Source organism: Stenotrophomonas sp. STEN056 (assembly GCF_056759635.1).
In genome coordinates this window covers 19,757-44,700 of the sequence record NZ_JBRRDL010000013.1, presented here as the reverse complement: position 1 = coordinate 44,700, position 24,944 = coordinate 19,757, and the positions used below count along the sequence as shown (strand labels likewise).

Below are 24,944 nucleotides of genomic sequence, written 5' to 3'. Positions count from 1 at the left end.
AAGTGATTGGGGTCCAGAGAGAGTGGATATAGATGTCGTACAGCGAGCTGGATACGCGTTCGGAAACACCATCTGCCGATACACCGATGCCCATCACTGAAGCGGTGGAAACGCTGCAGGGGCTGCTGCCTGCCGGTGCCGCCGTGGCACTGGCATGGAGCGACATCACCTTGGGCGAGGGGAACTGCAGCTTCCCGCCGGGCGAGGAGGTGTTGTGCGCGCAGGCAAGGCATGCGCTGCGCGACGGTGCGGCCCCGGCTGCCACCGGCGTCGAGGCGATGGCCTGGAGTCATGCAAATGGTGCGCGCCTGGTGCTGTTGTCGCGTAGCGAAGACGCGCTTCCACCAGTGCGTCTGCAGGCATGGCAGAACGCTGCGCGGGTGCAGGCCGGTTTTGCACTGGAGTCGATGAGCCAGCGTCTTCAGATCGAGGAACTGCAACGCTCCAAGCAACTGCAAAAGGCTCTGTTCGAGATTGCCGACCTTGCCGGTGCGGACATGGCGATGCCGGAGATGCTGTCCTGCTTCCACGGCATCCTGCGCTCGTTGATGTATGCGGAGAACTGCTACATCGTGGAGTGCGACGAGCAGCAGGCCAGCCTGGAGTTTCTCTATTTCGTCGATACGCAGGACAGTTTCGTTCCCGAGCCCGGGCGTCGTTATCGCTACGAGGAAATGCTGGGCAGCCTGACCTTCGCAGTGTTGCGGCACGGGCGGGTGATCAGCGGGCCGGCGCGGGATCTGGTGCAGTTCCTGGAACACCCGGCCGAGCAGATGGAAGGGCTGGAAAGCGCTGATTGGCTGGGTGTGCCGATGTGGCGCGACAACCGGGTCTGCGGCGCCATCGTGGTGCAGAGTTATGTGGCCGAGGCCAGTTACGGCGCCGAAGAACGCGCGGTGCTGAACTTTGTGGCCAAGCACATCCTGACTGCGATGGACCGCCTGCAGGCGCACTTGCAGCTGGAAGAACGCGTATTGCAGCGCACGCAGGAACTGGAGCGCATCAACGGTCACCTGCAGGCTGAGATCGTCGAGCGCCGCCGTGCCGAACAGCTGCAGGCCGCGTTGTTCAACATTTCCGAACTGGCCATCACCGGGCACGGCCAAGGTGAATTCCACGCGCAGGTGCACGAGATCATTGGTGGCCTGCTGGATGCCAGCAACTTCTACGTGGCATTGGTGACTGCCGATGGGCAGGGAATTGAATTCGTTTATTCGGTGGACCGCTTCAACCGTGAACGCGCGCCACGCGCTTTCAGCAACGGGCTTACCGAGTACACGCTGAAGCGCGGCGAGCCGGTACTGGCGACGCGCGCGGACATCGACATCCTGATCGCAGAAGGTGCCCTGCAGGAGTTTGGCGCCAAGTCGCAGTGCTGGTTGGGCGTTCCGCTGTTCAATGACGACGAAGTGGTCGGTGTGATTGCCGTACAGAGCTACAGCCCCGAGGTTGTCTTCACCACGGACGACCAGCGCCTGCTTGTATTTGTCGCACATACCATCGGCAACGCACTGGCCCGTCAGCGCGACCGGCAGCGTCTGGTGCAGGCACATGCGGACCTGGAACAGCGGGTGAGCGAACGTACCCAGGAGCTGGGTGAGCTCAACCGCAAGTTGCGTGGGCAGATTGGCGAACGCATGCGCGCCGAGCAGCGCCTGACCCACCTTGCCATGCACGACGTGCTGACGGGCCTGCCCAATCGGCTGCACCTGCAGGACCGGCTGGAGCGTGCCATTGCGGATGCGGAGCAGGGTGTCTGCCCGCACTTTGCCTTGATGTTCCTCGACCTGGACCGCTTCAAGTGGGTCAATGACAGTATTGGCCATGCGGCCGGTGACCGGATGCTGGTGGAGGTTGCCCGTCGTCTGGTGGCGCTGGCGGGCACGAACGACGTGGTTGCACGCCTGGGCGGCGACGAATTCGCGTTGCTGGTCAATTGCGAGCGCGGCGCCGACACGGCCATGGAGCTGGGCCGACGACTGTTGAAGGCCCTGGAAGCGCCGATGTGGGTGGACGGCCGCGAGCTGTTTCCATCCGGGAGCATTGGCATCGCCTTGTGGAACCCGCGCTATACCTCCGGCGCCGACCTGCTGCGCGATGCGGATGCGGCGATGTACCGCGCCAAGCTCAAGGGCCAGGATCGTTGCGTGATGTTTGACGGCGCGATGCACGAAGAAGCGATGCGCAGTCTGGAGCTGGAAGCGGACCTTCGGCGGGCGATCAAGAAGCGCGATTTCGTGCCGTTCTACCAGCCCATCGTCTCGCTGCTGGACAACAAGGTGGTTGGGCATGAAGCATTGCTGCGCTGGAAGCACGAACAACGCGGCATGCTGTTGCCCGGTGACTTCCTGGAGCTGGGGGAAGAAAGCGGCCTGATCGAAGACGTCGACTGGCTGGTGTATGAGCAGGTGATGGCAGACCTTGCCACCTCGACGCACGGCTATATCTCGGTGAATGTGTCACCGCGCCATTTTCGATCTGCGGAATTCTCCTCCCGCTTGCTCGGGCTGATGGACGCCGTTGGCGCCGAGCCATCCCGCCTGCGCGTGGAGATCACCGAGATGGCGCTGCTGGATGATGCGCCAAGGACCCTGCGCATCCTGCATCAGCTGCGCGAACGCGGCATCGTTGTGCAGCTGGACGACTTTGGTACCGGGTACTCGGCCTTGTCGTATCTGCACCGCTTCCCGATCAGTGCCTTGAAAGTGGACCGCAGCTTCGTTGCCGGGTTGCATGCCGAAGATGGTAAAAACACCCTGGCGCTGGTGGACGGCGTGCTGTCATTGGCGCGTACCCTGGGTATCGAAACCATCGGCGAAGGTGTGGAGACCGAGCGCCAGCTGCAGACGCTGCTGGACCTGGGCTGCAGCTTCGGCCAGGGCTACCTGCTGGGTTATCCCTCCCCACGCGAAGAAACGTTGCCGCTGTAGGCGGCGCGCTGCGTTCCTTTCGTCGAACCGCGCCGCAGAAGCAACAAGGCGCCGTGTTGCCTGCCGCGTCGCCACGCGCCGCTGTCTTACCGCAGAGCGCTGCTTTTTTTTCGTCGAACCGCGCTGCAGGAGCAGCAAGGCGCCGGGTTGCTTGCCGCGTCGCCACGCGCCGCTGTCTTACCGCAACGCGCTGCGCTTCTTTTCGTCGAACCACTTATCCGCCTGCGCAGGCGAATAGTTCCGCATCCACTCCAGCATCTGCGTCTGGTCATCCCCGTACCACAGGTCATCGCGCTGCTCCGGGTGCAGGAAGCGCTCGCTGACCATGGTGTCGATCATGCTGATCAAGGGCTGGTAGAAGCCGTCGATATCCAGGAAAGCGCAGGGCTTCTTGCCGATGCCCAACTGGCGCCAGGTCAGCATCTCGAAGATCTCCTCGGCAGTGCCGAAGCCGCCGGGCAGGGCGACGAAGGCATCGGACAGGTCGAACATGCGCGACTTGCGCTCATGCATCGAACCGACGATCTCCAGCGTGGTCACGCCCTTGTGCGCCACTTCCATGTCCACCAGGTGCTGTGGGATCACGCCGGTGACTTCGCCGCCAGCGGCCAGCACACCATCGGCGACCGCGCCCATCAGGCCCGTGCGGCCGCCGCCATAGACCAACCGCAGTCCTTCCTCGGCGATGCGTGCGCCCAGCTCGGTGGCGCGTTCGACATAGACGGGTTTGGCGCCGGGATTGGAGCCGCAATAGACGCAGATGGATTTCATTTGGAGGCCAGGATTAGGGAATCGGGATTGGGGATTCGGCAAAGCAAGGGCAAAAGCAGGGCAGAGTTTGGGGCGTGGATTGGCAGCGCTCGCGACTCCCCAATCCCGAGTCTCCAATCCTTGATTCAAGAAAACAGAAACGCCAGCATCGCTGCCGGCGTCCCTTTGGTGGTGAATCGGTAGGCTTCTTGCGAATCCCTAATCCCGATTCTCCAATGCCAGCTGTCAGTTCGCCTTGTGAATGGCGCGCTTGCTGACCGCCATCGCTGCGTCGTGAATCACTTCCGACAGCGACGGATGGGCGTGGCAGATACGGGCCAGGTCGTCGGCCGAGCCGCTGAACTCCATGGTCAGCACACCTTCGTGCACCAGCTCGGAGACATTGGCGCCCACCAGGTGCATACCCAGCACGCGGTCGGTCTCGGCGTGTGCCAGCACCTTGACGAAGCCAGCCGGTTCGACCATTGCCACGGCACGGCCGTTGGCGGCGAACGGGAAGCTGCCAGCCTTGTACGGGATGCCCTCGGCCTTGAGCTGGGCTTCGGTCTTGCCGACCCATGCCAGTTCCGGCTCGGTGTAGATGACCCACGGAATGGTGTCGAAATTGACGTGGCCCGGCAGGCCAGCAATCAGTTCGGCAACGGCGATGCCTTCCTCGAAGCCCTTGTGTGCCAGCATCGGGCCGCGCACGCAGTCACCCACCGCCCAGACGCCATCGACGCCGGTGTGGCAGTGCTCGTCCACTTCGATCTGGCCGCGCTCGTTGACCTTGACGCCGGTGCCTTCGGCCAGCAGGCCCTTGGTGGCGGCGCGACGGCCGACGGCCACCAGCAGCTTGTCCACGGTCAGGGTCTTTTCGCCTTCACCGTCGGTGTAGGTGACAACCACTTCCTTGGCCTTCTTGCCGGTGATTTCGGTCTTGGAGACCTTGGCACCGAGCTTGATGTCCAGGCCCTGCTTCTTGAACTCGCGGGCGGCAACCTTGGCCACTTCGGCGTCGGCGGCGGCCAGGAACTCCGGCAGTGCTTCCAGGATGACCACTTCCGAACCCAGGCGCTTCCACACGCTGCCCAGTTCCAGGCCGATCACGCCGGCACCGATCACGGCCAGGCGCTTGGGCACTTCGGTGAAGTCCAGTGCGCCGACGTTGTCGACGATGGCATCACCATCGAACTTGGCGAACGGCAGTTCGATCGAATCCGAACCGGCGGCGATGATGACGTTGGTGCCCTTGAGCTCGACTTCGCTGCCGTCATGCTGATTGACGGTGACGATGTTGCCGGCCTTGAGCTGGCCGAAGCCGTAGTAGGCGGTGACCTTGTTGGCCTTGAACAGCTGCGCGATGCCGCCGGTGAACTGCTTCACGATGGCGTCCTTGCGGCCGACCATCTTGCTCACGTCCATCTTGGCGTCGTTGAAGCTGATGCCGTGCTGGTCAAAGATGTGGCCCATGTTCCAGTACTGGCGCGAGGAATCCAGCAGCGCCTTGGACGGGATGCAGCCCACGCGCAGGCAGGTGCCGCCCAGTGCCGGCTTGCCATCCTTGCCCAGCGCTGCGTCGATGCAGGCGGTCTTCAGGCCCAGCTGTGCGGCGCGGATGGCGGCGTGGTAGCCGGCCGGACCAGCACCGATGACGACGACGTCGAATTGTTGTTGTTCGCTCATTTCATTCGCTCACGGGATTGGGGAGTAGGGATTGGAGATTGGCAAAAGCACGCGCTTTTCGCTGTCCCCAACCCGATCGGGTCCAAGCAGGAATGAGGAAGGAGTGGCTCGCCAATCTCCAATCCCCATTCCCGATTCCCGGCTATTACAGACCGAACAGCATGCGGCCCGGGTTTTCCAGCTGGTTCTTGATGTCCACCAGGAACTGCACCGAATCCTTGCCGTCGATGATGCGGTGGTCATAGGACATGGCCAGGTACATCATCGGGGCGATCACGACCTGGCCGTTCTCGGCGATCGGACGGTCCTTGATGGCGTGCATGCCGAGGATGGCGCTCTGCGGCGGGTTGACGATCGGGGTCGACATCAGCGAGCCGAAGGTGCCGCCGTTGGTCACGGTGAAGGTGCCGCCCTGCAGTTCTTCCAGCGACAGCTTGCCGTCACGGGCCTTCTTGGCGTAATCGGCGATGGCCTTCTCGATGTCGGCAAACGACATGCGCTCGACGTTGCGCAGCACCGGGGTCACCAGGCCCTTGTCGGTGGACACGGCGATGGAGATGTCCGAGTAGCCGTGATAGATGATGTCGTCACCATCGATCGAGGCATTGACCAGCGGGAAGCGCTGCAGTGCGTTGGCAGCGGCCTTCACGAAGAAGCTCATGAAGCCCAGCTTGATGCCGTGTGCCTTGACGAACTCTTCCTGCAGCTCCTTGCGCGCGGCCGACACCTTGGACAGGTTGACCTCGTTGAAGGTGGTCAGCATGGCGGTCGAGTTCTTCGACTGCATCAGACGCTCGGCAATGCGCTTGCGCATGCGGGTCATCGGCACGCGTTCTTCCGGACGTGCACCGCCGGCCTTGCCGACGCCGCCGTTGCGGGCAAAGTTGACGATGTCTTCCTTGGTCACCGCGCCATGACGGCCGGTGCCGGCCACGTCAGCCGGGTTCACGCCTTCGGTGATGGCCGAGAAGCGGGCGCCCGGGGGCAGGGTGTCGGCAGCGGACTTGGCCGCCGGGGCCGGAGCGGCAGCAGCCGCCGGGGCAGCAGCGGCCGGGGCCGGAGCGGCGGCCTTCGGGGCTTCGGCAGCGGCCGGAGCAGCGGCGGCAACGGCGCCTTCCTCGATGATGGCCAGGATCTGGTTGGAGGTGACCGTGTCGCCTTCCTGGAACTTGATTTCCTTCAGCACGCCATCAACCGGCGCCGGCACTTCCAGCACGACCTTGTCGGTTTCCAGGTCGAGCAGGTTCTCGTCACGCTTGACGGCTTCGCCCGCCTTCTTGTGCCAGGAGGCGATGGTGGCGTCGGAGACGGATTCGGGCAGTACCGGTACTTTGACTTCGGTGGCCATGTGTTGAATTCCTGGTTGCAGATTCGTGTAGGTAGAGGAGGGCTTATTCGGCGTAGTTGTCGTCGATGCTGTTGACCAGCGCATCGGCGAGCAACTGCTGCAGTTCGCGCAGGTGGTCGGCCATGTGGCCTACTGCCGGCGACGGAGAACGCGGACGACCGGCGTAATGCAGGGCCTGGCCAGTGCCCACGCAGGCCTGCAGGTGGTGGCGGATCTGGTACCACGCACCCTGGTTCATCGGTTCTTCCTGGCACCACACCACATCGGTGGCCTTGCCGTACTTCTTCAGCTCGGCAGCCAGTGCCGGGCGCGGGAACGGATACAGCTGCTCCACGCGCACGAGGGCGACATCGTCCTGGCCGCGCTTGGTCATGTCTTCCAGCAGGTCGTAGTAGACCTTGCCCGAGCACAGCACCACGCGCTTGACCTTCTTGGTGTCCGCGTTGGCATCGCCGATCAGGTGCTGGAACTCGCCATTGGCCAGCTCGTCCATGGTCGACACGGCCAGCTTGTGGCGCAGCAGCGACTTGGGCGACATGACCACCAGCGGCTTGCGGGTGTCCATGCGCATCTGGCGGCGCAGCATGTGGAATGCCTGGGCCGGGGTGGACGGCACGCAGACCAGCATGTTCTCCAGCGCGCACAGCTGCAGGAAGCGCTCCAGGCGCGCCGAGCTGTGTTCCGGGCCCTGACCTTCATAGCCGTGCGGCAGCAGCAGGGTCAGGCCGGAGATGCGGCCCCACTTTGCTTCGCCGGAGGCGATGAACTGGTCGATCACCACCTGGGCACCGTTGGCGAAGTCGCCGAACTGGCCTTCCCAGATGCACAGGGTGTTGGGATCGGTGGTCGAGAAACCGTACTCGAAGGCCATCACGGCTTCTTCGCTGAGCAGCGAATCGATGATGGTGGCCTGTTCCGGCGACTCCACCAGCTGGCGCAGCGGCAGGTAGTAGTTGTCGGTCTTCTGGTCGTGCAGGATCGCGTGGCGGTGGGTGAACGTACCGCGGCCGACGTCCTGGCCGACCAGGCGCAGGCCATTGCCTTCGTCCAGCAGCGTGGCGTAGGCCAGGTTTTCGGCAAAGCCCCAGTCGCCCGGGATCTCACCGGCGGCCATCTTGCGACGGTCGTCGTACACCTTGGCAACGCGCGAATGCAGCTCCACGCCTTCCGGGATGGTGTTGATCATCGTGGCCAGCTGGGTCAGCTTGCCCTTCTCGACCTTGGTGCTGACCGGGTCGGACAGCTTGCCGGACAGGTAACGCGGCCAATCCACGTACATCTTGCTGGTGGTCGGGGTCTTTTCGACCACGGCCAGCTCGGTGGTGACTTCGCCCGAATCCAGCTTGTTGCGGTAGGCGTCGACCATTTCCTTGCCGGCGCCGGCGGCGATCACGCCAGCGGCTTCCAACTGCTCGGCATAGAGCTCGCGGGTGGTCTTGTGCTTGCGGATCACCTGGTACATCAGCGGCTGGGTGATGGCCGGTTCATCGGCCTCGTTGTGACCCCAGCGGCGGTAGCAGATCAGGTCGATCACCACGTCCTTGTTGAACTGCTGGCGGAAGTCATAGGCCAGTTTGGCGGCGAACACCACCGCTTCGGGATCGTCGCCGTTCACGTGCAGGACCGGCGCAGCAACCATCTTGGCGATGTCGGTGCAGTACAGGGTCGAGCGCGAGTCGTCGCGGTTGGAGGTGGTGAAGCCCACCTGGTTGTTGATGACGATGTGCACGGTGCCGCCGACGGTGAAACCGCGGGCCTGCGACATCTGGAACAGCTCCATCACCACGCCCTGGCCGGCGAACGCGGCGTCGCCGTGGATCAGGATCGGCATTACCTGCTTGCGCGCGGTGTCGTTGCGGCGTTCCTGGCGCGAACGCACCGAGCCGGCAACCACCGGGTCGGCAATTTCCAGGTGCGACGGGTTGAAGGCCAGTGCCAGGTGCACCGGGCCGCCTTCGCTGGCGACGTCGGCGGAGAAGCCCATGTGGTACTTCACGTCACCGGCGACGGCGCGGTCATCGTGCTCGAACTTGCCTTCAAATTCGTCGAACAGCTTGCGCGGGTTCTTGCCCAGGGTGTTGACCAGCACGTTGAGGCGGCCGCGGTGGGCCATGCCGATCACCACGTCCTTGACGCCATCCTTGCCGGCGTCACGGATGATGGTGTCCATCATCGGGATCAGCGAGTCGCCGCCTTCCAGCGAGAAGCGCTTCTGGCCGACGTACTTGGTGTGCAGGTAACGCTCAAGGCCTTCGGCAGCGGTCAGGCGCTCCAGCGTGCGGCGCTTGGTGTCGGCATCGAGGTTGTAGTTGCCGCCGGCCTGCTCCAGGCGCTTGTACAGCCACTGGCGCTGCTCGACTTCGGCGATGTACATGAACTCTGCACCGATCGAGCCGGTATAGGTCGCCTTCAGGCGCGCCAGCAGGTCACGCAGCTTCATCCGCGGTTGGCCGCCCACGCCGCCGGTGCTGAACTCGTCGTTGAGGTCGGCATCGCTGAGGTGGTGGAAGGGCAGGCCCAGGTCCGGCGTGTTGCTCGGCGGGGTCAGGCCCAGCGGATCGAGGTTGGCGCCGAGGTGGCCGCGCGAACGGTACGCGGTGATCAGGCGGCCAACATTGCGCTCGCGCTCGTCGCCTTCGCCGGCGCTGCTGCCGATGGTCTGCGCGTTCTTTGCGGCTTCGGTGATATGGGCGATGGCGGCCGAATGCGGAACGTCGCCAGCCTCGCGGCCCTTGAAACCGTCAAAGTAGGACTTCCACTTGGGGTCCACACTGTCCGGAGAGACGAGGTACTGCTCGTACAGGTCCTCGACATAGGAGGCGTTGCCGCCGGCGAGTTGCGAGGTCTGCGCAAACTGCTTCAGGAGATTGTCCACGATGGAGTGTTGGATTCGCTTGTGGGGTGTGGCTTTGGGAACCGGCGGAGCCTGAGTCGCAGGACGCCGCGCGGGCGTGATCTAACCCTTGAATTATACCCCTCACGGGACAGGAAGGGGCGTGCACTCTGTCCCCAGTATTAATACATGTCCAAGTCTTGTCCCATGCGGTCAATGGCTCAGATGCCCAGTACACGCAGGGCGCTGCAAGGGCGCGAACGCTGCCATATCCGCTGGAACAGTTCTTCCTGCACATGGGTGCGTGCGGGCGCGTCGAGCCACAGCTCGCCTTCGATGCGTGCACCCATTGGACGAAAGTAGCAGTCGCCGTTGTCGTTGCTGATGGCGGCCGACGTCACCTGACAGTCCACCGGGTCCACCGGCTCACGCAGTTGGAACACGCTGGGCAGGCGTTGCGCCAGTGCGACCAGTGCTTCGGGCAGGGCGGGCAGGTCCGCTTCGTGGACAAGCAGCTGCACGGTTTTTTCATGGCGGGCGGTGGCAAAGCGGCGCAGTGCGCCCAGGACCAATGGCTGGCCCAGCAGGTCGTCGCTGCCGCGGAGCTGCAGCTGCAGTGAGCGCCGGGCACGGTGGATCACCGTGGCTGACGCTGCGATGGCCTGACCCCGGTCTTCAATGCGCATGGCGCCGTCCAGACGCCTGCGCATGGTCTGGTGAGCAATGCCGGCTTCCTCGAATGGCGTGCCTTCGCTCAGGAAACCATGGCGGGCGTAGAAATCGCGTGCATGCAGTTGGGCATGCAGGCTGATCTGGCCCCAGCCGCGTTGTTTGGCTTCGGTGACCAATATCTGCAACAACGCGTCACCGACGCCGCGGCCGCGCCAACTGGCCAGCACCGCCATGCGGCCGATGCGCTGTTCGGGCGTGAGCCGGCCGGCGCCAATGGCCTTGCCCTCCGCATCCACGGCGAGTGCGTGGATGCAGGAAGGATCCAGAGCGTCGATTTCCAGTTCCGCCGGCACCCCTTGTTCGTCCACGAACACGGCGCGGCGGACGCCGTGCAGCAGGTCGCGCTGCACGGCGTAATCGGCGATTTCAACCCGGAAACCGACGGCTGGAATCATGCGGCGGGGCTGTCCTGGTCGTCGTCTTCGCAGATGACCACCACCTCGACGCCTTCCTCGTTCACCTGCACGGTGTCGATCTGGGCGCTGGACGGCTCACCTTCGGCGGCTTCGGTGTACTCGAACACTTCGATTTCCACGTCCGGGGCGTCGTCTTCGTCTTCGAAGTCGATTTCTTCAGCCACCGCGAGCGCGCCTTCTTCAAGCGCGTCCTTGTCGGCCCATGCAGCTTCGGCGGCCAGCATTTCCACGTCCAGCAACTGGAAGAAGCCGCCGGCCATCAGTTCCAGCACGGCGGTGCGGCCCTTGGCCGACAGCTTGCCGTAGGCAGTGGCATCCAGGCGCTCGGTGCCGGCCAGCAACTGGGCATCCTTGATCGACAGGGCGAAGGCGTGGCCTGAGCAGTACAGCGAAGCGCCGCGGGTGGCGCGGCGCCAGGCGGTGCGGGCCCAGGGGTGACGCTCCAGCAGGCCACCATTGGCCAGCTCGGCTTCCACTTCCTCCGGCGCGCGCGGGGCCTGCGAGGGCAGGATGTCGCCGGCCGAACGGTAAGTGGTGATGAAGCGGCCGAACCAGTTGCCAAGGCGATCCGGGTCGTTCATGCGGATGGCATTGAGTGCGCTGACCACGCGGCGCATGGCCGCGTCATCGATCTCATTGGTGTCATCCGGCAGTTTCAGGTCCGGATCCTGGTAGCGGATGGACTCGTCGGCGTCGGCAACCAGGTCGTCCAGGTAATCGCTGATCAATTCGGCCGAGGAGGGCGCACGCATGCCGAAGGAGAAGGTCAGGCAGGGGTTCTCGGCCACGCCGTTGTGCGGCACGTTCGGCGGCAGGTGCAGCATGTCGCCCGGGCCCAGTACCCATTCGTGGGTCTTCTTGAACTTCTTCAGCAGCTTCAGCTCCACGTCCGGGCGGAAGTCCAGCGACGGGCGCTTGCCCTTGGTGGATTCGCTGGCGTCGATCTGCCAGCGGCGCTCGCCGTAGCCCTGCAGCAGAAACACGTCGTACTGGTCGACATGGGCGCCGACCGAGCCGCCGGTGGCGGCGAAGCTGATCATCACGTCGTCCATGCGCCAGCGCGGCAGGAACGAGAAGTTCGGCACCAGCGCGCGTACGTCCGGATCCCACTTGTCCACGTCCTGCACCAGCAGGGTCCAGTCGTGGTCGGGCATGCCGGGGAAGTCTTCTTCCTGGAACGGGCCGGTGCGCAGGGTCCAGCCATCGGTGGCGCGGTCATGGATGACCATGCGTGCCAGTGCGCCTTCCTCGCAGGCCAGGCCGGCAAGGTCTTCGGGCATCAGCGGGGTTTCAAAGTCCGGAAAGGCGCCGCGGATCAGCAGGGGACGTTTTTGCCAGTAATCGCGCAGGAAGGTCGCCGGGGCCATGCCCAGGGGCAGGCCGGGCTTGGCCTGGACTTCGATCGGATAGGTCTTTTGCTTGCGTGCAGCCATGGGGGAGTCCTTGCAGCGGAAAACAGAATCAGGCGCCGGGCGGCGCGAACAGGCGGCCATTGTCCCCTTGTTGGGCGCAAACCGCACGGTGGCTGGCTGATCTGGATCAATTGGTGGTGGAAGTGCGTATGAACCAACCAAAGGCTTCCCCTCACCCCAACCCCTCTCCCGAGAACGGGAGAGGGGCTCAGGTCTGCTTGAGCTGCGGATTGCCCGGCTGCTGCTTAAAGCCCCTCTCCCGCGAGCGGGAGAGGGGTTGGGGTGAGGGGGAAGCTCTTTGCTAGGCCAAAACGCAGAAAAGCCGGCAATGCCGGCTTTTCTGCAGGTACTCGGGTTGCCTGGTGCTTAGATCGCCTTGGCCAGCTCCGCGGCCAGGCCGACGTAACCGCCCGGGGTCAGCTCGCGCAGGCGCTGCTTGGCGTCAGCCGGCAGCTCCAGCGATTCGATGAATTCACGCATCGAATCGGCGGTGATGCCGTGGCCGCGGGTCAGCGCCTTGAGCTGCTCGTACGGGTTGGGCAGGCCGTGGCGGCGCATCACCGTCTGCACGGCTTCGGCCAGCACTTCCCAGGCGGCGTCCAGGTCGGCGTCCAGGCGCTCCGGGTTCACGGTCAGCTTGCCCAGGCCCTTGGCCAGCGATTCCAGGCCGACCTGGCTGTGGCCGAAGGCGGTGCCCACGGCGCGCAGCACGGTGGAGTCGGTGAGATCGCGCTGCCAGCGGCTGATCGGCAGCTTGGCGCTGAAGTGCTCGAACAGGGCGTTGGCAATGCCGAAGTTGCCTTCGGCGTTCTCGAAGTCGATCGGGTTGACCTTGTGCGGCATGGTCGAGGAGCCGACTTCGCCTTCCTTGAGCTTCTGCTTGAAGTAGCCCAGTGAGATGTAGCCCCAGATGTCACGGGCCAGGTCGATCAGGATGGTGTTGGCGCGGCGTGCGGCATCGCCGATTTCGGCCACGTTGTCGTGCGGCTCGATCTGGGTGGTGTACGGGTTGAACACCAGGCCCAGCGAGGTGACGAAGCGCTCGGCGAAGGCCGGCCAGTCCACCGCCGGGTAGGAGACAACGTGGGCGTTGTAGTTGCCGACTGCGCCGTTGATCTTGCCGGTCAGCTCCACCGCGCCGATCTGGCGGATCTGGCGCTCCAGGCGGGCGACCACGTTGGCCAGTTCCTTGCCCAGGGTGGTCGGCGAGGCGGTCTGGCCGTGGGTGCGCGAGAGCATCGGCTGTGCGGCCTGGTCATGGGCCAGCTTGCGCAGCGAGGCGGCGATGCCGCTGTAACCGGGCAGGATCACCTGGTCGCGGGCTTCAGCCAGCATCAGCCCGTAGGACAGGTTGTTGATATCCTCGCTGGTGCAGGCGAAATGCACGAACTCCAGGGCCGGGGCCAGCTCGGCGTCGTCCTTGAGCTGCTCCTTGATGAAGTACTCCACGGCCTTGACGTCGTGGTTGGTGGTGCGCTCGATTTCCTTGACGCGGGCGGCGTTGTCGACCGAGAAGCCATCGGCCAGTGCGCGCAGCTTGGCCTTGCCGGCGGCCGAGAAGTCGGCCAGTTCGGCGATGCCCGGCTCGGCGGCCAGCGCCAGCAGCCATTCGATCTCCACTTTCACGCGGGCCTTGATCAGGCCGTACTCGGAAAAGATCGGTCGCAGCGTGTCGACCTTGCCGGCATAACGGCCATCAAGCGGGGACAGGGCGAGCAGGGCGGCTTCTTGGCGGGACGTATCCGTCATGGCGGCGTGCAGTTGGGCAGTGGCGGGGGCGCACATTCTACGCTGACAGGCAACGCTCGGCCCGTGGACCGCAGAATCCCGTACGCCGCAGGTGCCTTCGCCGGGGCCTGGGCGTATGGTGTCGGCAGCCGCCAGCCGGGGAAGCCTGCCCAAAGCCAGCCGCAGCTTCCCTTTCCCCCAACGAAAGTAGTGCGGAGTTGATGATGAGCAAAGGTTCCAACAAGGGGTTCCGGACGGAACACGACAGCATGGGCGAGCTGCAGGTGCCCGCCGATGCCCTGTGGGGCGCGCAGACCCAGCGCGCGGTACAGAACTTTCCCGTGTCCGGCCAGCGCATGCCGCGGGCCTTCATCCGTGCGCTGGGCCTGATCAAGGGCGCCGCAGCCGAGGTGAACACCGGGCTGGGCCTGCTGCCCAAGGGCGTGGGCAAGGCCATCCAGGCCGCGGCGCAGGACGTGGCCGATGGCGCCTATGACGCGCATTTCCCGATTGACGTCTACCAGACCGGCTCGGGCACCTCGTCCAACATGAATGCCAACGAGGTCATCGCGACCCTGGCAAACCAGGGCGGCAAGGCCGGCAAGACCGCTGTGCATCCCAATGACCACGTCAACCTGGGGCAAAGCTCCAATGATGTGATCCCCACCGCCATCCGCGTCTCGGCGCAATTGGCCACGGTGGAAGACCTGCTGCCGGCGCTCAAGCACCTGCGCAAGACCATCGACAAGCGTGGCCGCACGCTGGGCAAGGTGGTCAAGACCGGCCGGACCCATTTGATGGATGCCATGCCGCTGACTTTTGCGCAGGAGTTTGGCGCGTGGTCGGCGCAGCTGGAGTCCGCGCAGGCGCGTATCGAAGACGCCCTCAAGCGACTGCGCCGGTTGCCGCTGGGCGGCACCGCCATCGGCACCGGCATCAATGCCGACCCGCGCTTCGGCGGCAAGGTGGCCAAGGTGCTTTCCACTTCGACCGGCGTGAAGTTCGACAGCGCCGAGAACAAGTTTGAAGGCCTGGCCGCACAGGACGATGCGGTGGAGTTGTCAGGTCAGTTCAATGCCCTGGCCGTGGCCTTGATCAAGATCGCCAACGACCTGCGCTGGATGAACGCCGGGCCGCTGGCGGGCCTGGGGGAGGTTGAGTTGCCGGCCTTGCAACCGGGCAGCTCGATCATGCCGGGCAAGGTCAACCCGGTGATTCCGGAAGCCACGGTCATGGCGGCGGCGCAGGTGATCGGCCACCACACCGCAATCACCGTGGCCGGGCAGACCGGCAACTTCCAGTTGAATGTGACGTTGCCGCTGATCGCCGCCAACCTGCTGGATTCGATCCAACTGCTGTCCAGCGTGATGAACCTGCTGGCCGACAAGGTGTTCGTTGGGCTGGTGGTCAAGCAGGAGCGCGTCCGTGAAGCATTGGCGCGCAATCCGATCCTGGTGACGGCGCTCAATCCGATCATCGGCTACGAAAAGGCAGCAGCCATTGCCAAGCGTGGCTACAAGGAACAGCGCCCGGTGCTGGACGTGGCGGTGGAGGACAGTGGTCTGTCCGAAGCCGAACTCAAGCGCCTGCTGGACCCGGCAGCATTGACGCTCGGTGGCATTCACGAGCAGTGAGTAGATAGCAAGAGCTTTGGCTTCGCTCTAAAAGCCCCTCTCCCGTTTACGGGAGAGGGGTTGGGGTGAGGGGCGCATCAGAACTCCTTCAAGCCGTAGCCAAGAAGAACGCGTCGCCACGCGCCTTGAGGGCGAACCATGCAGAGCTCCCCTCATCCGCCCCTCCGGGGCACCTTCTCCTCAAGAGGGAGAAGGGAATGCATGCATTGCTAGTCGCCCTGCAATCAATACAACGCGCGCGGATTGGCCAGCGCTTCGTTGTATTCCTTGAACTCGGGGATCCGCTGCGCCAAATCTGCCGGGAACGGCTCCTGGCCTGCAGGAATCACGATCGGCAGGCTGCGCTCTTTTGCCGCGGGCTGCGGGGCTGTGGCGGCGTCGGTCAGCGTGTTCTGGCGCAGGATCTGCAGCTTGACGAAGCTGGTCTGCAGCAGCGCGCGCTGCTCGTCGTTCATCGGGATCTCGATGTCATCCACGCGCAGTTGACCACTGGGCAGGATGTCCAGGTTGGGATACGGCGCGCGGCGGATGGCGACGCGGTCCGTGCCGACTTCGGTTTTCGGCTTGCTGCGCTCGCTGCGATGGGCAGCGTATTTTTCGCGGTCGCAGCCGGTAGCCAGCACGGCGAAGACAACCAGGACGAGCAGAAGCAGTTTTTTCATGGCAGCACAGACATAAACGGCGGAGGCGGCATTCTACCGCCCCCGCCGTGTTGGCTGCTTTTGCGCGCTTGGCCGGGTATCAGCGCGTCGTGACGCGGTTGCTGCGGCAATCGTCAATGTCGCTCTGGTCCATCTTCGCGTACGGCGCAAATTCGGGAATTGCAGCTGCCAACTGCTGTTGAGATGCGAGCAGGGCTGGAAGCTGGTCGCAGATCTTGGTTGCGTTGGCTTCGAGTTTGGCTGCTTCGGCGTTGATGCGCTCCTCGATCTTGTCGGTGTCGCCGGAGAAAATGCCCTTCAGTGCTTCGCCAGCGGCGCGTGCGCCCAGGTTTGCACCCTGTACGCCGACTTCAATGCCTGCGTCGGCCACGCTCACCAACTGTTGCCGGTACTGCATCACCAGTGCGCGCTGGCTATCGTTCAACGGTACCGGCGCATTGTTGATCAGCAGTTCGCCCTTGGGCGATATCTCCACCTTGGTGCCGCCGGTGCTGGAAACGCTGATGTTGCCTTCGGCCAGTTCCTTGCGGGCTTCGTTGGTGGCTTCCCGTACCTTTTGGCCGAGGGTGGTTTCGCCGCTGCTGCCATCGGCCTGCGGGCGTTCACCGCAGGCAATCAATGGCAGGCAGAGCAGGGCGGTCAGTAGCGGTGTGCGCAGGTTCATTGCAGGGATTCCTTTATCGGGTGGGGCTCAGCGCTGGGCAATATCGCGGCGAAGCTCGCTGTCGCAGCTTTCCACATCGTCCTGGTCCAGGTTGGCGTAGGGCTGGAACTGAGGGACGCTCGCTGCCAGCACCTGTTGTGAAGCCAGTACCTCGGGCAGGCGCTGGCAAAGCTGCGTCACCATCGGCTCGATCTGCTGTTTGACCATCTTCTCCACGCGCCGTTCGAGACTGCCGGTCATTCCGCCGACGATCAGGCTGAACAGTGAAACGTCGGTGGCCTGCAACGCCATCATCGCGGCCTGCTCGCCGGCATCGATGCCGGCCTTGGCCAGGTCCAGTACCTGGCCGCGGTAGCCCAGCAACAACACACGCTGCTGCGCCGTGGTTGCCACGGTCTTGCCATCGATGATGAGTTCGCCGGCCGGTGTGATCTGCGCATCCGGCAGCGTGTTGTTCGCCGGCTTGCCGCGCGACTGTTTGCCGATGCGGAGGCTGTTGCCCAGCGAGAGGTTTTCCCGGTCCAGCTTGGCGCGTGCTGCGGCCATTTCAGCGCGCACTTCATCGCGGCTGTTGGCCATCTCACGTTTGATTTCAGCGTTTACCCCCTCTGCCGGAGGGCTGGCCTGTGCGGCCATCGGCAGGCACAGCGCCAGCGCGATCAGTGGAGCCTTGATCCTGTTCATGGGCAGCTACCTCTGTAGTAAACCAAGGAGGAATCAGCGCTTCTTCGGCAGGCTGACGGTACCGCTGATGCCGGAATGGTTGACCGAGCCGCTACCCAGGCGATGCACGCTCAGGCTGCCAGCGTTGCGTACGTCCAGGTCGCCGGAGCCGAGCTCGCCCAGCGTCACCGCGCCGCGTGCATCACTGACGTCAACATCCCCCGAGCCGATGCTTTCGATGCTGACCGCACCCTGCACGCCGCGCAGCTCCACGTCGCCGGAGCCGACGCTGCCGACCCGGGCATCGCCGCGGATATCGCGGACCTTGACGTCGCCCGAGCCGACCGACAGCAGATGCAGTGCGCCGATGTTCTGGAACTGGACATCGCCCGAGCCCACCGCGGCCGTGGCCAGGCCCTGGATGTCACGGGCCACCACGTCACCGGAGCCGACATCGGCGCTCATGGCGCGTGCGCCGGTCAGTGAGGCATCGCCCGAGCCGACCTTGAGCTGCACCAGGATGTCATTGGGCAGCGTGCCGGACAGATCCAGATAGGAGTAGGTGCTGCCGCTGAAGTTGATGTTCAGCCCCTGGTTGTCGCGTGCCAGCTTGACGATGAGCTTGTCGCCCACTTTTTCCTGGGTGACCGTCAGGCGTGCAAGCAAGTCCTGCGTGGAGGCACAGGCGCGGCCGGAAACCGCGGCCTTGGCGCCGGGGCTGGCCTGCAGGCGCAGGTCGTGGCTGTTGACCTCGAACACGACGGCCTTGGCGCCGGTCAGATCCAGGTCCAGCGCGCGTGGCTGGTTGAATTTGCAATGATCTTCGGCGGCGAAGGCGCTGACGGGCAGCAGTGCCAGTGCGAGCAGGAGGGGTTTGATCTTCATCTCGTTTCCTTGCGATTACGGAAGAAAGTCAGATTTCGTCGCGGCGCTTGCGCAGCCAGATGGCGGCAGCGATGAACACTGCGCCGACCACAGCACCAATCCACAGCTGGGGCTCGGCCAGCGAAGCGAATTGGTCGGCCGGAGTAAACCCGCTCAGCACCGATTGCAGCGATTCATCTTGCGGGCGCTCGGCCTTGTAGGCCATCTCGATGCCCGGCACGAAGCCCAGCAGCAGGCGTCCCACCACGTTTGCCCAGAACCAGCTGCTATCGAAGGCAGCGACCTTGGTGAACTGGATCGAGCTGACGACGATGCCGGCGAGCAGCGGCACCATCACCGCCCACAGGAACGGCTTGCTCTTGGCCCAGGCCGAGCACATCAGCAACCAGCCAGCGGTCGGCAGTGCCCACAGGGCATAGATCGGAACCCAGCAGATCATGCCGGCGACGATGGTCAACGGGCTGGCCGGGCCCCAGATCAACTGGATCGGGTTACCGCCATGGGCCAGCAACACCAGGCTGATGAGCGCGGCAAAGATGAACATCGCCACGATGCCGATCACGACAGCGAACAAGGGCGCCACGATCAGGGCGCTGACCACCTTGGACAGCACGGTCTGTGCGTCCGATACCGGCATCGACTTCCAGAACAGCACACTGCGGTCGCGGCGGTCGTCATACAACGCGCCCAGGCAATAGAAGAAGGCGACGAAGCCCAGTACCAGGAACGGCCATGCAGAGCTGACCACCAGCGTGAAATCCATGCCGTTGGCCCACTGCACCATGTCATGCGGCGACATCTGCGCGGTCAGCATCTTCACATCAAGGCCGTTGACGTTGACGCCATTGACGTGGAGGTCGCCGTTGGCTGCGGCGCGGTTGACCGCAAACAGGCCGGCGACGATGGCCAGCAGTGCCAGGGTCAGCGAAATGGCACTGGCAATCACCGGCGCCCAGAAGAAGCCGCCCTTGTTTTCCCAGTACTCGCGTTTGAGCAGCCACTTGAACTTGTTGAGCGGGGAGATGTGATGGGCGGCGTTCATGCGTAGGTTCCCTTCATGATGGCCACGAACATGTCGGCCAGGCCGGGGTTGCGGGTTTCGCCCAGGGCGGCAAGGCGGTGGCGTTCAATGCCGTCGTACAGCAACACGGTCTTGCCGAACGGCAGGCTGCGTTCGTCAATCGGGCCCAGTGCGCGCGCTGCTTCCAGCGTTTCCGCCGGGGCCAGCACTTCGGTATAGCGCTCGGACATGGTTTCCATGTCGGCTGCCAACACGATTTTGCCGTCGCGTATGAACAGCACGTCGGTGAGGATGTGCTCGATCTCTTCCACCTGGTGGGTGGTGACGATGATGGTCTTCTGCTCGTCGAAGTAGTCCTCCAGCAGGCGCTGGTAGAATTCCTTGCGGTACAGGATGTCCAGGCCCAGGGTCGGTTCGTCCAGCACCAGCACCTTGGCGTCGATGGCCATCACCAGCGCCAGATGCAACTGCACCACCATGCCCTTGGACATCTCGCGCACGCGCTGCTTCGGGTGCAGCTTGGTGTTGGCCAGGAAGCGCTCGCAACGGGCGCGGTCAAAGCGCGGATGCACACCGGCGACGAAGTCGATGACCTCCTTCACACGGATCCAGCGCGGCAGCACCGCCACGTCGGCGATGAAGCAGACGTCATTCATCAATGCATTGCGCTGGCTGCGTGGGTCCATGCCCAGCACCTGCAGGTCGCCTTCAAATTCGGTCAGGCCGAGCAGGGCCTTGAGCGCGGTGGTCTTGCCGGCGCCGTTGGGGCCGATCAGGCCAACAATGCGGCCGGGCTCGATGGTGAAGTGGGCGTTGTCCAGTGCCGGCTTCTGCTTGTAGACCTTGCGCAGGCCCTTGGCGGAAATAACGGCTTCGACGGCGGCATTCATAGCGTGGTCCCCGGTGGCAGCAGATCTTTCATGGTCAAGCCCAGGCGCTGTATGCGTTCCAGCACGCCGGGCCACTCGTCATTGAGAAAACGTTCGCGTTCGTTGCCACGCAGCTTCAGCGCGGCCTCCTCGGTCATGAACATGCCCAGGCCACGGCGCTTCTCGACCAGGTTCTCGTCGGCCAGTTCCTGGTAGGCGCGCGAGACGGTGATCGGATTGAGCTGGTAGTCGGCGGCAACCTGCCGGACCGAGGGCAGGGCATCGCCCGGCTTGAGAACGCCGTCCAGCATCATCGCGATCACGCGATCCTTCAGCTGGCGGTAGATGGGAGCGCCATCGCTCCACTGGATATCGCTCATGGGTCAGCTCCGCGGGTTCAGCGACTGTGCAAACGAGAAGTACGGCATGGACAGACTTGTCCGCATCCGTCGTGCCGGTCGTTTCGCATGGGGTTGGGCGGTAGCATCCTGCTCGGTACCAGCCACCTCGGCGGCATAATTCCGCTCGCCGGCAGCACCGAGCTGCGGTGAGCCCGCGCAACCGAGCAGAAGCAGGGCGCCGGAGGCGACCATTGCCTGGAAAGCGTGTTTGCCATGCTGTGTGCTCATCGCGGCTCCCTGTGCAGGGTGGCTGGTGTTGTATGCAACTATAACACCGACACGCCGGCACGCAACTCCCAAGTTACCCAACTGATGGCCTATGTCGTATTTACCCGCCGGGCCGATCTGGAGAAAAAAGATGAACGTACGCAAGTTGCTGATTGGAATGATGTTTGTGGCAGGCATGGGGGCGGCGGCAGGCGTGCTCGCCGGGCCGTTGCTGGACCGTGAGTTCCGGCCGCTGGCCGGCGCAGGTGAGGTCAACCTGAACCAGGCCTACGGCGGCAAGGTGCTGCTGATCGTCAATACCGCTTCCAAATGCGGGTTCACGCCGCAGTACGAAGGCCTGGAAGCGCTGAACCAGGAACTGTCCGGCCGTGGTTTCGCGGTGCTGGGCTTCCCCTCCAATGACTTCAAGGGCCAGGAGCCGGGCAGTGAGGCGCAGATCCAGGAGTTCTGCACGCTGACTTATGGCGTGAAGTTCCCGATGTTCCAGAAGGTGCATGTGATCGGCCCGGACACCACGCCGCTGTACCGCGACCTGACCAGTGCCACCGGCGTTGCGCCAGCCTGGAACTTCCACAAATACCTGGTCTCCCGCGACGGCCGGGTGGTGGCGCAGTTCCCCAGCCGGGTGCGTCCGGATGACCCGGCACTGCGCGCGGCCATTGAACGTGAGCTGGCGGCACCTGCTCCGCGGCGCTGATCGCCTCGACATATGCGGTACGCGTGCGACAATGGCGCCCCTCACGCCGACGGCGGCGTTTGTTCACTTCCAGGAATGCAGCGAATGAAGATGGGAACGCGCGGCGCAGCAGCGTCGCTTCTGATTCTGGCGATGGCGGCCCCCGGGGTCGTGTTTTCGCAACAACCTGCCACGCCGGCAGCCAGCAAGGAGAAGTCTGTTTTGACCTCGGATCGTGAAAAGATTGGTTACGCCATCGGCGTCGATGTCGCCAGTTCGTTTGAGCCCATCGCTTCGGAAGTGGATGTGGCCGAACTGCGCCGCGCCGTTGAAAACGCATTTGCCGGCGGCCAGCCGCTGATGTCGCAGGAAGAAGCACAGCAGACCGACCAGGCGCTGCGCACTGTGATGATGGCCCGTTCGGGCCAGCAGGTGCCGGGCATGGCACCGGGCAGCCAGCCGCCTGCGGTTGACCGCAAGAAGGTCGGCCTGATGCTGGGCAGCTATGCCGTGGGCCCGTCGCTGGCGCCGATCCAGAAGGACATCGACCTGAACTCGGTGTTCCAGGCCATCTCCACCGTGTTCGCCAAGGGCACGCCGGTGATGAACCGCGAGGAAGCACAGGCTGTGCTGCAGGCGTTCAGCGCCACCAAGCAGGCCGAGATGCAGGCCCAGCAGGGCCAGGCTGCCCAGGCCAACCGCGAGCAGGGCAATGCCTTCCTGGCCAAGAACAAGACCCAGCCGGGCGTGGTGACCACCGCGTCGGGCCTGCAGTACCAGGTGCTGCGTGCCGGCTCGGGCGAGCGCCCGACCGAGACCAGCCGCGTGCGCGTGAACTACGAAGGCAAGCTGCTGGACGGCACCGTGTTCGACAGCAGCTACGAGCGCGGCCAGCCGGTTGATTTCGGCCTGAACCAGGTGATCAAGGGCTGGACCGAAGGCGTGGGCCTGATGCCGGTCGGCGCCAAGTACCGCTTCTGGATTCCGGGCGAGCTGGCGTATGGCGAATCCGGCACCCCGGGTGGTCCGATCGGCCCGAACGCCACGCTCACCTTTGATGTCGAGCTGTTGAGCGTCCTGCCGTAACGCAACGGAGCAACCGCAGTCATGCGTGTAGCGATTTTCGGTACCGGCTATGTGGGTCTCGTCACCGGGACCTGCCTGGCCGAAGTCGGTCACGATGTGATCTGCATTGATATCGACCAGGCCAAGGTCGATGGCCTTGGGCGCGGGGTCATTCCGATCTACGAGCCCGGGCTGGAACCGATGGTGAAGGCCAACCACGCCGCAGGGCGTCTGGCCTTCACCACCGATGCGGCTGCCGGAATTGCGCACAGCCAGGTGATCTTCATTGCCGTCGGTACGCCGCCGGATGAAGACGGCAGTGCCGACCTGCAGTACGTGCTGGCGGTCGCCCGCAGCATTGGCCAGCACATGACGCAGCCGACGGTGGTGGTCAACAAGTCGACCGTGCCCGTGGGCACGGCGGGCCCGGTCCGCGCCGCCATTGCCGAAACGCTGGCCGCGCGCGGCGTGGAGGTCGCGTTTGACGTGGTCTCCAACCCCGAATTCCTCAAGGAAGGCGATGCCGTGGCTGACTGCATGCGCCCGGATCGCATCGTCATTGGTGCGTCCAACGCCGAAGCGGTGACGGTGCTGCGCCGCCTGTATGCCCCGTTCAACCGCAACCGCGACCGCGTGGTGGAAATGGACGTGCGCTCGGCCGAGCTGACCAAGTACGCCGCCAACGCGATGCTTGCCACCAAGATCAGCTTCATGAACGAGATGGCCAACATCGCCGAGCGCGTGGGGGCTGACATCGAACAGGTGCGCCAGGGCATTGGCTCGGACCCACGCATTGGCTGGCATTTCATCTATCCCGGCGCCGGTTATGGCGGCTCGTGCTTCCCCAAGGATGTGCAGGCGCTGGCCCGCACCTCGCTGCAGCATGGCCACCAGCCGCAGTTGCTGGAGGCGGTGGAAGCCGTCAACAACGTGCAGAAGGGCCATTTGTTTGCCTTGATCCAGCGGCACTACGACCGCGGTGAAGACGAGGGCGTGCGTGGCAAGACCTTTGCCGTGTGGGGGCTGGCGTTCAAGCCCAACACCGACGACATGCGCGCCGCACCAAGCCGGCGTCTGCTTGAACAACTCTGGGAAGGCGGCGCCATCGTGCGCGTGTACGACCCGGAAGCCATGGCTGAAGCACGCCGCATTTTTGGCGAGCGGCAGGACCTGGTGTTCTGCGACTCGGCCTACGAAGCGCTGGACGGCGCCGATGCGTTGGCCGTGGTCACCGAATGGAAGCAATTCCGCAGCCCGGACTTCGAGCGCATGCGCAAGGCGCTGGGCGACGCGGTCGTCTTTGACGGCCGCAATATCTACGAGCCGCAGGAAATTGAAGCGGCAGGTCTGGCTTATTACGGCATTGGCCGGGGACGTTCCCTGCATGCATGATTTACTCCCGAGCGAACGCGAACAGGCGCTGGAAGCGCGCCTGGTCGAGTTGGAAATGCGCGTTTCCTTCCAGGAACAGGCCTTGGCCGAACTGAGCGAGGCGCTGGCCGACGCGCGCATGGAAGGAACGCGCAACAGCAACGTGCTGCGGCACCTGCTGGATGACCTGGGCAAGGTGCGTTCGGCGTTGTACGCCGCTGACCCGACCACCGAACCGCCACCCCCGCACTACTGATACAGAAGCACTGCACGCCATGAGTGACACTCTCCGCGACCAGCTCCTTGGGCTGGGTTTCAAGACATTGCCCAAGCCCGAGCGCAAGCCTGACGCCCGACGTGACAACCGCCCGCAGGGCAAGCACACCCCCGCTGCCACCAAGCAGGGCCCGGGTGGCAAACCAGGGCACGGCAAGCCGCACGGCGCTCGCCCGCAACAGGGCAAGCCGCAGCACAACCAGGGCCCGCGCAAGCCGCGCTCGCAGGAAGATATCGACCTGGCCAAGGCCTATGCCATCCGCGCCCAGCGCGAGAAGGACGAACGCCTGGAAGCGGAACGCCTGAAGCAGGAAGAAGCACGCCTGCGTCGTGAAGCGCGTGCCAAGGTGGACGAGTTGATCAAGGACAAGGGTTTGAACGACCCCGGTGCCGACATCGCGCGCCACTTCGAGTATGGCGGCAAGATCAAGCGCATCTACGTCAACGCAGAGCAGCTCAAGGGGCTCAATGCCGGTGAGCTGGGCGTGCTGCAGCAGAACGGCCGCTACATCCTGGTGAGCGCGGCGCTGTTGGCCGAAGCCGAAGCGGTGTTCGCACCGAGCGTGGCCTTGAAGGTGGATCCGAATGCGCCGGTCGCCGACGATCCCTATGCCGATCCGCAGTACCAGGTGCCGGACGACCTGGTCTGGTAAGCCTGAAACGCCACTGAGCGGGCTGGCTGAAAAAAGCGACG

At 64.3% G+C, this 24,944-nt stretch carries 21 protein-coding genes; 7 read left to right on the top strand and 14 right to left on the bottom strand.

The window, feature by feature from the left end:
• The first annotated feature begins 86 nt into the window (after nucleotides 1-86).
• Nucleotides 87-2,930: a bifunctional diguanylate cyclase/phosphodiesterase gene (locus tag ACVOLO_RS09135; RefSeq protein WP_481569975.1), complete on the top strand. Its 2,844-nt coding sequence runs from the start codon at nucleotides 87-89 to the stop codon at nucleotides 2,928-2,930.
• Nucleotides 2,931-3,107: 177 nt separating this feature from the next.
• Here ACVOLO_RS09135 and ACVOLO_RS09130 read toward each other — a convergent pair whose 3' ends face one another.
• The 7 genes from ACVOLO_RS09130 to purB form a co-directional block, all read right to left on the bottom strand.
• Nucleotides 3,108-3,701 carry an LOG family protein gene (locus ACVOLO_RS09130; RefSeq protein ID WP_481569934.1) on the bottom strand — a complete coding sequence of 198 codons (594 nt, stop codon included), beginning with the start codon at nucleotides 3,699-3,701 and terminating at the stop codon, nucleotides 3,108-3,110.
• Between the two features lie 225 nt (nucleotides 3,702-3,926).
• The gene (lpdA, locus tag ACVOLO_RS09125; protein WP_481569933.1) at nucleotides 3,927-5,366 is read right to left on the bottom strand and encodes a dihydrolipoyl dehydrogenase; all 1,440 of its coding nucleotides are present in this window, start codon (nucleotides 5,364-5,366) and stop codon (nucleotides 3,927-3,929) included.
• 145 nt (nucleotides 5,367-5,511) lie between these two features.
• A complete protein-coding gene (gene sucB / locus ACVOLO_RS09120; protein WP_481569932.1) occupies nucleotides 5,512-6,714 on the bottom strand; it encodes a dihydrolipoyllysine-residue succinyltransferase in 1,203 nt (400 codons plus the stop codon).
• A 43-nt stretch (nucleotides 6,715-6,757) separates the two neighbouring features.
• The gene (locus ACVOLO_RS09115) at nucleotides 6,758-9,589 is read right to left on the bottom strand and encodes a 2-oxoglutarate dehydrogenase E1 component (RefSeq protein ID WP_481569931.1); all 2,832 of its coding nucleotides are present in this window, start codon (nucleotides 9,587-9,589) and stop codon (nucleotides 6,758-6,760) included.
• Nucleotides 9,590-9,768: 179 nt separating this feature from the next.
• Complete coding sequence (locus tag ACVOLO_RS09110; protein ID WP_481569930.1) at nucleotides 9,769-10,674, bottom strand: GNAT family N-acetyltransferase; 906 nt, start codon at nucleotides 10,672-10,674, stop codon at nucleotides 9,769-9,771.
• On the bottom strand, nucleotides 10,671-12,128 hold the full coding sequence (locus ACVOLO_RS09105) for a ribosomal protein uL16 3-hydroxylase (protein ID WP_481569929.1): 1,458 nt from the start codon (nucleotides 12,126-12,128) through the stop codon (nucleotides 10,671-10,673). Before ACVOLO_RS09105 ends, ACVOLO_RS09110 begins: the two co-directional genes overlap by 4 nt.
• Before the next feature lie 345 nt (nucleotides 12,129-12,473).
• Entirely contained in the window at nucleotides 12,474-13,856 is a 1,383-nt protein-coding gene (gene purB / locus ACVOLO_RS09100; RefSeq protein WP_481569928.1) for an adenylosuccinate lyase, read from the bottom strand.
• 203 nt (nucleotides 13,857-14,059) lie between these two features.
• On the opposite strand from purB, the gene ACVOLO_RS09095 reads away from it, so the two are divergent.
• Nucleotides 14,060-15,469 carry a class II fumarate hydratase gene (locus tag ACVOLO_RS09095; protein WP_481569927.1) on the top strand — a complete coding sequence of 470 codons (1,410 nt, stop codon included), beginning with the start codon at nucleotides 14,060-14,062 and terminating at the stop codon, nucleotides 15,467-15,469.
• A 224-nt stretch (nucleotides 15,470-15,693) separates the two neighbouring features.
• Here ACVOLO_RS09095 and ACVOLO_RS09090 read toward each other — a convergent pair whose 3' ends face one another.
• From ACVOLO_RS09090 to ACVOLO_RS09060, 7 genes are all read right to left on the bottom strand, one after another.
• Nucleotides 15,694-16,131: a hypothetical protein gene (locus ACVOLO_RS09090; RefSeq protein WP_481569926.1), complete on the bottom strand. Its 438-nt coding sequence runs from the start codon at nucleotides 16,129-16,131 to the stop codon at nucleotides 15,694-15,696.
• 79 nt (nucleotides 16,132-16,210) lie between these two features.
• Entirely contained in the window at nucleotides 16,211-16,795 is a 585-nt protein-coding gene (locus tag ACVOLO_RS09085) for a DUF2884 family protein (protein ID WP_481569925.1), read from the bottom strand.
• A gap of 27 nt (nucleotides 16,796-16,822) precedes the next feature.
• The gene (locus tag ACVOLO_RS09080) at nucleotides 16,823-17,479 is read right to left on the bottom strand and encodes a hypothetical protein (protein WP_481569924.1); all 657 of its coding nucleotides are present in this window, start codon (nucleotides 17,477-17,479) and stop codon (nucleotides 16,823-16,825) included.
• 33 nt (nucleotides 17,480-17,512) lie between these two features.
• Nucleotides 17,513-18,343: a DUF4097 family beta strand repeat-containing protein gene (locus tag ACVOLO_RS09075; protein ID WP_481569923.1), complete on the bottom strand. Its 831-nt coding sequence runs from the start codon at nucleotides 18,341-18,343 to the stop codon at nucleotides 17,513-17,515.
• Between the two features lie 28 nt (nucleotides 18,344-18,371).
• Nucleotides 18,372-19,385 (bottom strand): hypothetical protein, encoded by a 1,014-nt coding sequence (locus ACVOLO_RS09070; protein WP_481569922.1) that lies wholly within the window; start codon nucleotides 19,383-19,385, stop codon nucleotides 18,372-18,374.
• Complete coding sequence (locus ACVOLO_RS09065; RefSeq protein ID WP_481569921.1) at nucleotides 19,382-20,254, bottom strand: ABC transporter ATP-binding protein; 873 nt, start codon at nucleotides 20,252-20,254, stop codon at nucleotides 19,382-19,384. The genes ACVOLO_RS09070 and ACVOLO_RS09065 overlap by 4 nt, the downstream gene beginning before the upstream one ends.
• Nucleotides 20,251-20,613 carry a GntR family transcriptional regulator gene (locus ACVOLO_RS09060; RefSeq protein WP_481569920.1) on the bottom strand — a complete coding sequence of 121 codons (363 nt, stop codon included), beginning with the start codon at nucleotides 20,611-20,613 and terminating at the stop codon, nucleotides 20,251-20,253. The genes ACVOLO_RS09065 and ACVOLO_RS09060 overlap by 4 nt, the downstream gene beginning before the upstream one ends.
• Nucleotides 20,614-21,019: 406 nt before the next feature.
• Here ACVOLO_RS09060 and ACVOLO_RS09055 point away from each other — a divergent pair, with 406 nt between their 5' ends.
• The 5 genes from ACVOLO_RS09055 (at nucleotide 21,020) to ACVOLO_RS09035 (ending at nucleotide 24,903) form a co-directional block, all read left to right on the top strand.
• Entirely contained in the window at nucleotides 21,020-21,559 is a 540-nt protein-coding gene (locus ACVOLO_RS09055; RefSeq protein WP_481569974.1) for a glutathione peroxidase, read from the top strand.
• An 84-nt stretch (nucleotides 21,560-21,643) separates the two neighbouring features.
• A complete protein-coding gene (locus ACVOLO_RS09050) occupies nucleotides 21,644-22,624 on the top strand; it encodes an FKBP-type peptidyl-prolyl cis-trans isomerase N-terminal domain-containing protein (RefSeq protein ID WP_481569919.1) in 981 nt (326 codons plus the stop codon).
• 21 nt (nucleotides 22,625-22,645) lie between these two features.
• Nucleotides 22,646-23,995 carry a UDP-glucose dehydrogenase family protein gene (locus tag ACVOLO_RS09045; RefSeq protein ID WP_481569918.1) on the top strand — a complete coding sequence of 450 codons (1,350 nt, stop codon included), beginning with the start codon at nucleotides 22,646-22,648 and terminating at the stop codon, nucleotides 23,993-23,995.
• Nucleotides 23,988-24,230 carry a SlyX family protein gene (locus tag ACVOLO_RS09040; protein ID WP_481569917.1) on the top strand — a complete coding sequence of 81 codons (243 nt, stop codon included), beginning with the start codon at nucleotides 23,988-23,990 and terminating at the stop codon, nucleotides 24,228-24,230. Before ACVOLO_RS09045 ends, ACVOLO_RS09040 begins: the two co-directional genes overlap by 8 nt.
• Before the next feature lie 19 nt (nucleotides 24,231-24,249).
• Nucleotides 24,250-24,903: a DUF2058 domain-containing protein gene (locus ACVOLO_RS09035; RefSeq protein WP_481569916.1), complete on the top strand. Its 654-nt coding sequence runs from the start codon at nucleotides 24,250-24,252 to the stop codon at nucleotides 24,901-24,903.
• Nucleotides 24,904-24,944: the final 41 nt, after the last annotated feature.